The organism is Grimontia sp. AD028 (assembly GCF_000973155.1).
In the GTDB taxonomy this organism is placed as follows: Bacteria; Pseudomonadota; Gammaproteobacteria; order Enterobacterales; family Vibrionaceae; genus Enterovibrio; species Enterovibrio indicus.
Window position 1 is genome coordinate 1 of the sequence record NZ_LASY01000127.1, and the last position, 10182, is coordinate 10182.

General features: G+C 46.7%; 11 protein-coding genes. 7 read left to right on the top strand and 4 right to left on the bottom strand.

What is annotated here, in order from left to right; all coding sequences use genetic code 11:
- Positions 1–180 precede the first annotated feature (180 nt).
- Together gfa and katG are read right to left on the bottom strand one after the other, a co-directional pair.
- The gene (gene gfa, locus RN22_RS21255; protein ID WP_231590949.1) at positions 181–795 is read right to left on the bottom strand and encodes an S-(hydroxymethyl)glutathione synthase; all 615 of its coding nucleotides are present in this window, start codon (positions 793–795) and stop codon (positions 181–183) included.
- A 255-nt stretch (positions 796–1050) separates the two neighbouring features.
- Positions 1051–3261, bottom strand: coding sequence for a catalase/peroxidase HPI (gene katG, locus RN22_RS21260; RefSeq protein WP_046307529.1), 2211 nt, complete (start codon positions 3259–3261; stop codon positions 1051–1053).
- 826 nt (positions 3262–4087) lie between these two features.
- Between katG and RN22_RS21265 the strand changes: the two genes are divergently transcribed.
- The 6 genes from RN22_RS21265 to RN22_RS21290 all read left to right on the top strand — a co-directional run bounded on the left by RN22_RS21265 (position 4088) and on the right by RN22_RS21290 (position 7364).
- Positions 4088–4885, top strand: coding sequence for a class I SAM-dependent methyltransferase (locus RN22_RS21265; protein ID WP_046307531.1), 798 nt, complete (start codon positions 4088–4090; stop codon positions 4883–4885).
- Complete coding sequence (locus RN22_RS21270; protein WP_046307533.1) at positions 4863–5399, top strand: GNAT family N-acetyltransferase; 537 nt, start codon at positions 4863–4865, stop codon at positions 5397–5399. Before RN22_RS21265 ends, RN22_RS21270 begins: the two co-directional genes overlap by 23 nt.
- A 2-nt stretch (positions 5400–5401) precedes the next feature.
- Positions 5402–5710 (top strand): DUF2834 domain-containing protein, encoded by a 309-nt coding sequence (locus RN22_RS21275; RefSeq protein WP_046307534.1) that lies wholly within the window; start codon positions 5402–5404, stop codon positions 5708–5710.
- Between the two features lie 133 nt (positions 5711–5843).
- Positions 5844–6452 carry a LysE family translocator gene (locus RN22_RS21280; protein ID WP_046307539.1) on the top strand — a complete coding sequence of 203 codons (609 nt, stop codon included), beginning with the start codon at positions 5844–5846 and terminating at the stop codon, positions 6450–6452.
- A complete protein-coding gene (locus RN22_RS21285; protein ID WP_046307541.1) occupies positions 6449–6892 on the top strand; it encodes a GNAT family N-acetyltransferase in 444 nt (147 codons plus the stop codon). The genes RN22_RS21280 and RN22_RS21285 overlap by 4 nt, the downstream gene beginning before the upstream one ends.
- Positions 6893–6902: 10 nt before the next feature.
- Entirely contained in the window at positions 6903–7364 is a 462-nt protein-coding gene (locus RN22_RS21290; RefSeq protein WP_002540027.1) for a DUF962 domain-containing protein, read from the top strand.
- Between the two features lie 44 nt (positions 7365–7408).
- Here RN22_RS21290 and RN22_RS21295 read toward each other — a convergent pair whose 3' ends face one another.
- Positions 7409–8344 (bottom strand): hypothetical protein, encoded by a 936-nt coding sequence (locus RN22_RS21295; RefSeq protein ID WP_046307543.1) that lies wholly within the window; start codon positions 8342–8344, stop codon positions 7409–7411.
- Between the two features lie 254 nt (positions 8345–8598).
- Positions 8599–9534, bottom strand: coding sequence for a GlxA family transcriptional regulator (locus RN22_RS21300; RefSeq protein WP_046307545.1), 936 nt, complete (start codon positions 9532–9534; stop codon positions 8599–8601).
- 116 nt (positions 9535–9650) lie between these two features.
- Between RN22_RS21300 and RN22_RS21305 the strand changes: the two genes are divergently transcribed.
- Positions 9651–10169, top strand: a complete 519-nt coding sequence (locus RN22_RS21305) for an isochorismatase family protein (RefSeq protein ID WP_046307547.1) — start codon at positions 9651–9653, stop codon at positions 10167–10169.
- The last annotated feature ends 13 nt before the right edge of the window (positions 10170–10182 follow it).

Genomic DNA, 10182 nt, shown 5'->3' on the forward strand with positions numbered 1-10182 from the left:
TTTGTGGGGAATTTCTGCTGCGTTATCGGCTTCTCATGTAGGCCAGCTACACATCGACGCCTCTGCCTTGCATAAAATCCCCACAAACTGCTGCAAAAATCATCACCAAAGGTCAACAGCACCTAGAGGTAATGGGCATATTTCCCAGACGAATTACCATCGCCGTTAAGTGCTTTACCTTCAGTTAGTTGGATTTCTCTGGTTGTAGATATGGGTGGCGATGGCATCCATTAAAGGTGGGGAGAGACAATCATAGGGCTCTAACCCCAGCGTTTTGAGTTGATCACGAATCGCCTCCATTTGATTCGGCGGCGTACCAGATTCGATGATTGATGACACAAATGCCGCAAATTCCGGTGCTGACCATCCCTCATCGCTCGACAATTCTGTGTGAACAAAATCGAGGCCGTAGAATGGATGATTGGTATCTTCAATTCGTCCATACATGTGCACACCGCAATCGCGGCACGCGTGGCGTTGAATCGCAGCACTTTCATCTATGATGGAGAGTTTATCGGCGTTCTGTTCCACCGAAACATGGTCTTTGGGCACCACAGCGACCTGGGAGAAGGTCGCTCCTTCTGGTTTCCAGCACTTAGAACAGCCGCAGACATGATTGTGAGCAGTTTGGGCAGAAACGCTGACCACGACAGGGTCGTTGTTGCAGTTACATGTTAAGGAACCGCCAGAGAAGCCAGCGACCTCGTTTGTTCGCACGCCTTTGTCGACGGCGGGATGAATCGAAATTGTCATAGGAAACACCTTAGCAATAGCATCCTTGATTACCTTCCACATGGTTAAACCTCCATGCTCTATTGCTTTCCACATGGGTCAGCCCATGGAAAAACCTTGGGGATGTGTGACCGCCAAACGTTGAGCTCTCATGACCCCAAAGAAGTGGCAGTATAAGCCTAATGCGGCGGGATTGGGTTGAGTACGGCTGGAATGGCAAAAGACTGTTGTGGAAGGTTATATGGGGCTTATCAGTAAGCAGAAAACAAAAAAAAAGCGCCATCAAAGATGGCGCGAAAACGCTTGTGCGTTAATGGATTAGTTGAGATCAAATCGATCGTTATTCATCACTTTTGTCCAAGCGAGAACAAAGTCATCAATAAACTTTTGCTGAGCGTCATTAGAGGCGTAAACCTCGGCAATGGAGCGCAATTCGGCATTTGAGCCAAAGATGAGATCGACAGGTGTCGCCGTCCATTTTTGGTCTCCCGTTGCACGGTCATAACCCACATAGACGCCTTCTTCCGTTTCAGAAGGCCTCCACGCATTCGACATATCCAGCAGATTCACAAAGAAGGCATTATTCAGGGTGCCGGGTTTATCAGTAAATACGCCGTTGGTCGAACCATCGCTGTTGGCATTCATGGCACGCATACCACCGACCAGTGCTGTCATTTCAGGTACGGTCAGTGTCAAAAGGTCTGCTCGTTCAACCAGCATTTCTGCCGGAGAGCGGTAGTTGCGAGAAGCATCGTAGTAGTTTCGGAACGCATCGGCTGTGGGCTCAAGCACAGCAAACGATTCGACATCAGTCATTTCCTGACTGGCGTCTGTTCGCCCCGGATTGAACGAAACAGAGACATCGAAACCGCCGTCTTTGGCTGCTTTCTCAATAGCTGCGTTGCCACCAAGGACAATCACATCTGCCAGAGACACTTGGGTATCACCTGCGTCTTTGTTAAATGCTTTCTGAACCTTGGTTAGTGCTTTCAGCGTTTTCTGTAGTTCTTTAGGATTGTTTACCGCCCAGTCGACCTGAGGTTGAAGGGCTACGCGAGCACCGTTTGCACCGCCACGCATGTCGGTGCCACGATAACTGGCAGCTGAGGCCCAGGCGGCTCTTACCAATTCAGGGACAGTGAGCCCTGTCTCCCAAATGGCGGCTTTGATGTCCTGAGCTTGTTGATCAGTGATCAACGGGTGGTCAACAGCGGGAACCGGGTCTTGCCACACCAGAATCTCTTCTGGAATTTCAGCGCCGATATAGCGTGCTCGAGGGCCAAGGTCACGGTGGTTTAGCTTGAACCAGGCTTTTGCGAAGGCCAGTTCAAAGTCTTCCGGATTTTGGCGGAAACGCTCTGCAATCGCGCGGAACTGAGGATCTTCTTTGAGTGCCAGATCAGTGGTGAACATGATGGGGGCATGGCGTTTGGTTGGATCGTGCGCATCAGGCACAAGAAGTTTGGCGCTTTCGCTGTCAGGAACCCATTGCTTCGCACCTGCAGGGCTTTCAGAAAGTACCCAATTGAAATTAAACAGGTTATCCAGGAAGTTGGTGGTCCATTGCGTTGGTGTGACAGTCCATGCGCCTTCCAGTCCGCTGGTAATGGTGTCTTTACCGTTACCATCGCCACACTTGTTTTTCCAACCAAAGCCTTGGTCTTCGACAGGTGCGGCAGCAGGTGCATCGCCCAAGCACTCTTCTGGTTTGTGCGCACCATGCGCCTTACCGAAAGTGTGACCGCCAGCTATCAGCGCAACAATTTCTTCATCGTTCATCGCCATGCGGCCAAATGAGTGACGGATATCTTTGGCTGCTGCAAGTGGGTCCGGGTTACCGCCGGGGCCTTCCGGGTTAACGTAAATCAGACCCATTTGAACCGCGGCGAGTCCTTCTTTCAGATTGCCGTTTTCGTCGCGGCGTTCATCGGCCAGCATTTCTTCTTCGGGGCCCCAATAAACCAGATCCGGTTCCCAGTCATCTTCACGTCCACCAGCGAATCCGAAGGTTTTAAAGCCCATTGACTCAAGGGCTACATTGCCAGTGAGTGCCATCAAATCAGCCCAGGAAAGTGCCGCACCGTACTTCTGCTTCACCGGCCAAAGTAGGCGACGAGCTTTGTCGAGATTGCCGTTATCTGGCCAGCTGTTGAGTGGGTCGAAGCGTTGTTGACCACCGCCTGCACCGCCGCGTCCATCATGAACACGATAAGTTCCTGCTGCGTGCCAGGCCATACGAATGAAGAAAGGCCCGTAGTGTCCATAATCTGCCGGCCACCAAGGCTGAGATGTGGTTAAGACCTCTGAAATATCCTTCTTAACTTGATTGAGGTCGAGTTGTTCAAAGGCGGATGCGTAGTCAAAGCTTTCGCCGAAGGGATTGGATTCCTGACCATGGTCACGGAGTGGAGCTAGATTGAGCTGATCAGGCCACCAAAACTGATTAGATTTTGGCTCGCCTTGGGCCATAACAGGGGAAGAGAGTAAAGCTCCAGATAATGCAATAGAGAGTAGCGTGCGTTTAAACATAATTGCCTCCTTTGAGTCGTACCAACTGCTTTTTCTTTTTGTGAAACACTTATTATTTTTTTGATGTTAATAAGTGTTTTATTTGATAAATTCATCAGGAATTTCGAATGATACTAATTTTTAGAAAAAGACATTTCTTGTTAGTCATGAATTAATCTTTTAATTAATATTCGCAATTTTTATTAGCGTTTTCTAAATTTTTTAGACAAGTGAATCCATAACAATTTCTGCAATATGCGCATTGCGATTAGTGGCTAACATTCTGTGATTGCTTGGGAAGTTGTAACTTGTCTAAATGGTCATAACTCTCCTTTAATTATTTTTGTCCAAATTTTCGTCATGCTTGGATTATAGAAATAGAAACCACAATCGATAAAAGGGAAATAATCGATGACTATGATTGGTAAAAGCGAATGTGGAGTTCGATTGAATTTAGCATGGTTCAATAAGTGATTAATAAATAATGGAATGTCTGTCTATTGAGAGAGAGGAAATTGAAAGTCCCATGCTGATTTCTAATGATAAATTAATTCTTTTCTCATCTTTAATTTGTTTATATTTTATTTTTATGCATTCAATTGCTTAGTGGCAAATATAAGAACACTGAAAAATAGATGATTACAAAGTGTATTCATGAATTTGCGTATTGGAAGGTCCACAGCAAAGAATAGATGCGGTGGAGGGCGATTTCATCTGTGTATTTCGGAGATCTCGAAGAAACCCTGATTGAGGTTTCGAGCTATCTCTAGACTTCTTACGTTGATCTCAGAAGGCTTATGTGGACAGGGTAAACTCCTTGTTTCTCTCCTTAAAACAAGGAAGTAGTGTGCAGGATCTCTCTGAATTCTGGTCTGGAGAAGACTACGACCAACAATATGCCCATCTCTATGAAGATGACATTGCCCTCATTGAACAGCTGATAGAGGAGAAGCAAGCAAAGAGTCTGCTTGATATCTGTTGCGGAACCGGAATCGTGACCATTCCATTGGCAGAAAAACTCGAACACGTAGTGGGTGTCGATCTTTCTCCTGATATGCTGAAGCGCGCCAAGCAGAAAGTCGGTCCAACGCTTTCTGTCAGGTTTTTAGAACGTAATGCAGTCACTTTTTCGCTGCAGTCACGATTTGATGTCGTGATTATGACGGGCAATGCCTTTCAAGCCTTTGCAAACGATGAGGACTTTGCAAGATTACTGTCGAACATCGCAGCACACTTAAATCCTGAAGGGGTATTTATCTTTGATACCCGCCTGCCGACATCTGGAAATTTGGAGTTGGACGATGATTTTAAACCTTGCCCCAGCTACCTTGATGCGAAAGGTGAACAAGTCCAATGTTTTAGGCGTGCGGCAAGATATGATAAAGAAAACAAAGTATTGTACTCATTGTCCCGGCGCATCTATGCCGATGGTAGCGTCAAAGAAACAAGCATTGACCTGAAATATCGCTCAATAGAAACCATTGAACAATGTCTCGCTGAGGCAGGTTTTATTGTCGACAAGCGCTATGCTGACTGGCGAAGATCTGAATGGTTAGAGAACTCGAACTCGCTGATCTGTGTTGCTAAGAAGGTCAACAGACCCCAAGAAGAGGTAAATACCTATGTTTACGCGTCAAATCTCTGATGACCTTTCTATAGCGTTAGTTCAGCCTTCTTTTGCTAAAAACTTCTATGAAATCGTGTGCCGAGAGCGAGAGTATTTGTCGCAATGGTTGGCCTGGCCTCCTCATGCCAATGGAGAGGCATTCTTTGAAAGCTTCGTAAAGCGCTCGCTTCATGACTATGCAGAAGGTAAATCTCTGACCTGCGCCATGGTCTATTGTGGTGAGGTTGTGGGCAATATCAGTTTCAACTCTATTAACCATGAGCTCAAGAAAGTCGAGATCGGTTATTGGCTGAGTGAATCTTTTCAGGGAAAAGGCATTGCTTCTCGCAGTGTTCAGGCATTGATAGATATCGCTTTCCAAGAGTTGGAAATGGAAAAAATCCAAATCGCGGCGGCAACGGAGAATCTGCCAAGTCGGAAACTGGCTGAACGCCTTGGCTTTGTGCTTGAAGGAATTATCACCCGAAATGAAAATCTTAACGGTCGCGTGGTAGACCATGCGATCTATGGACTTAGCAGAAAAGGAGAATAATCTTGGCGATCATCTACTTCATTCTTGCCGTTCTTGGGGCACTGTTTCCCTATGCTGCTTTTGGAGTTTGGCTGGTGGAGAATGGCCTAAATGTTTCTCAGCTTCTTGCAGATGTGATGGCAAACCCCATCAGCATAATGGCTTGGTTGGATGTCGTTATCGCGGCTGTGGCACTTGTCATTTTCATCGTGGTCGATGGCAAGGATAACAACGTAAGACTTCGCGGTTGGGCGATTGCAGGTACATTGACGATCGGCGTGGCTTTTGGGCTGCCTTTCTATCTATTCCTCAAAGAAAGCGATCAAAAATGATTCAAAATAGTCTGTAGCACTTGAAAATCCCTTGGTAAGACGCAAGGTTGTCTATACCCGAACTCGTAGAATTCTCCATCTTCGGGGCGTCTTAATACGATATGGACGCCCATGCTTAGGGATGACAGCTGATATGGATTACCTGATTGCAGTAACACTTTTCGCGATTTCTGCTTCTGCCACACCTGGCCCAAACAATCTTCTTTTGATGTCTTCCGGTGCTAACTTCGGCGTGAAGAAAAGCCTGCCGCTGATGTGTGGAATCTGCTTTGGGTTCGCGCTGATGCTATTTCTGGTAGGCGTCGGATTTGGGCAAATCTTCCAGCAGTTTCCTGAGCTTCACTTCATCATTAAATGTGTTGGTACGGCTTATCTTCTCTATCTTGCGTTCTTGATTGCCCGCTCTGGCGAGGTAGCGGAAAGTGGCACGGAAGCCAAACCACTGACGTTCATGAAAGGCGCACTGTTCCAATGGGTGAACGCCAAAGCATGGGTGGTCGCAACAGGAGCGATTGCTGCTTTCACTACTTTAGGCGCCGGGTATTACAGCCAAAATTTGACTATTGCCATGACCTTCTTTGTGGTGTCATTTCCGAGCGTAGGTATTTGGTTATTGTTCGGGTCGGCATTGAAACGGGTTTTGTCATCTCCAGCCCGTCGTAAAGCGTTTAATTACTTTATGGCAGCGTTACTGGTATTGTCCGTCGTCCCCGTGATTTTGGAAATTTTGAAAGCGATATGAAGGCAATAACGCACCGTTTTGCAACCATCGAAGACTATGAGTTTCTGCTTGAAGTAAAAAAGCGGGCAGAAGGGGAAGTAGTGGAAGCGGTATTTGGCTGGGATGACGATGTGCAACGTCGTATTCACCAAGAAGAGTGGGAAGACGCGATACCTCAGGTGATTGAGCTTGATAGCGAGCGCATCGGCAGCTTCTTGCTTCAGAAGTACGATGATCATTATTACTTTCGCCGTTTTTTCGTCTGTCCTGAATATCAGGGCAAAGGTATTGGCTCCTCTATCCTGCAAGCATGTTTGGATAAAACCGACAGCGAAGGCTTTCCCGTCAAACTCAGCTATCTGCAAGGAAACCGGGTTTCTGCGCTGTATCAACGTTTTGGCTTTAAGTACGTGAATGAAGATGAGCACTTTGTTTATATGGAAAGAAGGGCCAAATCATAAGGAATCATGGATGAAAAGCTTGGAAGAATGGTTTGAGGAGTACGGTGAAAGCCACCAGAACCCAACCAATCAGAAAATTCACAAAGTGGCTGTGCCGGGCATTTTCTTTTCTGTCGCGGGGCTGCTTTGGCTGATTCCCTCGTTTTCCATTTTTGGAGCGGCGATTGCCCCATACTTTATTGTGCTGGCGTTGGTATTGCTCTTCTACCTTACGCTTTCTTTCAAAGCCTTTGTGGTGATGGCGATATTCTCCGCGTTTTGCACCATGGTGCTGGTGGAATTGGATAGCGCTGGATTTGATATCTTCCTGATTTCTGTTGTGATGTTTGTGGTGTTATGGGTTTTGCAGTTCGTCGGGCACCATATCGAAGGTAAAAAGCCCTCTTTCTTTAAAGATGTGCAGTTCCTTTTGATTGGCCCAGCGTGGGTATTTCACTTCTTTTTACCACTGACGCCGCACAGTGAGACATAAAAAAAGCCAACCGAAAGGTTGGCTTTTCTCTTAAATTCCTAGGCTTAGTTAGGCAGGAACATCGGCGCGTAACAGGTATCGGTTTCTGCCGTTACTCGTGTCATCGCATCAATACGCATTGGCACCAAACCAGCATGTGATTGACTACCAAAGTTCTGGTCATTAGTGGTCGAATCCAGAACCCAAAGATTGGTACTGTTCTGATGACCCGTCACGTTGTTGTTCATCGCCGCAACCAAGATTTCACCGTTCTGATCAAGCGTAGCCGCTGTGATTTCATCAATATAGTGGAAGAATTTCACGGTTGCTGAAGCATCTTCAGTGCTCACGTTAAAGACGCGCGTATTGGTAACAAACAGCAGTTCGCCGTCTTTAAAGATCAAATCACCCCAGTTCGCATAGCCACCAAGACGAATATTCAAATCCAGATTACCAATCATAGTTTGCTCGCCAGTCGAAGGGTCGATGGTGAACAGTCGACGGATATCAGAACCGTAAAGCGTTCCAGTCTCTGGGTCGAAGGTCATTCGCCAAATTTGATAGTTGGTTGAGCCAACTACGTGGTGAGTTTGCGATGCGACATCAAAATACGCTAACTCATATGGCTGGTATTTGTTTGGTAGAAAAGGCAGATCTGCAATTTCCTGCTCGGTAAACTCACCCTCTTCAACACCGTCGACATAAAACTTGTCTGGTGTTGGTGTGCTTGCGTAATAAATGCGGTTATTTGCAGCATCGTAAGCCATTGCGGAAGCACTGAATAGCGCGCGAGAATTAATCTCAGCGAGATTAACGGCTTCCGTGTGGAATTGTTGGCGCGTAATGCTGCGAGCAAGACCTTCGTGAACGTTCACAAGCACACCTACATCGCCTCGGCCTGCGTTCATGGTGTAGAGGTTACCATCACACTCTGCTGCTGCAGCTGACATGCTAAAAGTGCTTGCTGCTAGTACGAGTGATGATAGCAGTGTCTTTTTCATTTCCCGGCTCCTATGTCCTTTAGGTTTTTACAATTAGATTTTTATTCTTGGAACAGACTGACATGTGACAACCGCAGTCAAAACTTCTGGATAGCGAATTGTAAAAATGTCTAGGAACGCACCCTACCATCGAATATTACCTTTTACTGTTGTAAATCAATGAATAGGTTTCATACTCGCTGCACTGAAACATGATTCTTACTAAAAAAACGATGTGTAATTTAAATGGACGCCATATGGTTTACGGAGCGGACTTAATCTCGATACATTTTTCTCCAAACAGAGGGAGTGACACCGAAGGTATTTTTGAAATGATGGCGCAGGGTCGTGGCGTTGTTGAAGCCGGATTCCGTCGCTATGTGCTCAATATCCAGTGCTGTTGACTCTAACAGGTTTTGGCAATGGGCGAGTCTGGCAGAAAGTAGCCATTGTCCGAACGAGCGGCCAGTGATGGTTTGGAATCTGCGTGTGAAGGTTCGCCTGCTCATCAGAGCTTTTTCCGCGAGTGCATCTATCGAATGGGGTTCATTGAGTGATTTCAGTACCTCATCAAGCAATATAGCTAGGCGCTTATCACTTCCCCGTTCTGGTACAGGTATAGAAATGTACTGGGATTGTCCGCCTTGACGCTGGGGCGGTACGACGAGCAGACGGGCGATGTCATTGGTGGCTGCGCTGCCTTTAAGATTCCTGACAATCTGCAGGCAGCAATCCAGCCCTGCTGCAGTGCCGGCAGAAGTGACTATGTTTCCTTCCTCGACAAAAAGCACATCACTGTCGATCACAACATTCGGGAATAGAGATTTGAACGCCTCAAAGTACGCCCAGTGAGTGGTGGCGCGCTTTCTATCTAGCAACCCGGCTGCCGCAAGTGCAAAGCTGCCAAGACACAATCCCACTACCAGAGCTCCTCGATGGTTTGCAGACTTAAGGGCATTAATCAAAGCATTGGAAGGGGGTTGATAGGGTGAATGCCAGCTAGGAATAATGATGATATCGGCATCGTCCATAGCGTTTAAGCCATGCTCAGTGTGAATACTGAAACCTGCAGTAGTCTGCAGAGGCGCATCAGGTTCACTACAGACAGTCACTTTGAAATCGCTGGCGGCGTCGGCAAATACCACGCATGGGACGGAAAGATGAAAAGGACTCATTCCTTCAAAGGCATACACGGCGACACGTTTCATCATGATGTTTTCCCAGCTTTCAATAGTGACCTAATCTTAACGATATTGGTAATTTGGGTCACTGTTTGAATTTTCATCGCTGAACCATAATGACGCCAACAATAAACAAGGAGACAGTGATGAAAAAGACAGCCCTGTTAGTGATTGATCTTCAAAACGACTATTTCGATAACGGCGCGTTCCCTTTGTGGCAGGCAGAACAAACCAAAGACCGTATTGTGGCTTTTATGAAAAAAGCGAAAGCGAAGGGTGTGGAAATCATCCATGTTCAACATATCGCTGATCCAGCAATGGGTTTATCACCTTTCTTCAATCAAGGTACAGAAGGTGCAGATATTCATGCTGATGTAATGGCGGCGGCTCCGGACGCAGCGGTTGTGGTGAAGCACTTTGCAGACAGCTTTGAACAAACCAACTTGGAAGCGTTATTGGCCGAGAAAGGTATTGAGCGACTTTGGGTGGCGGGCATGATGACGCAAAACTGTGTTACGCATACTGCGATTTCAAAAGCAGCTGAGAAATATGAAGTGGCGATCTTACCGGATCTCAGCACAACGGTTTCCGAGCTTTTGCACCTTATCGCGTTGCATGCTGTGTCTACACGCATGACGCTGACCCCAAGTGACACACTGATTTAATACCAATCGTAGT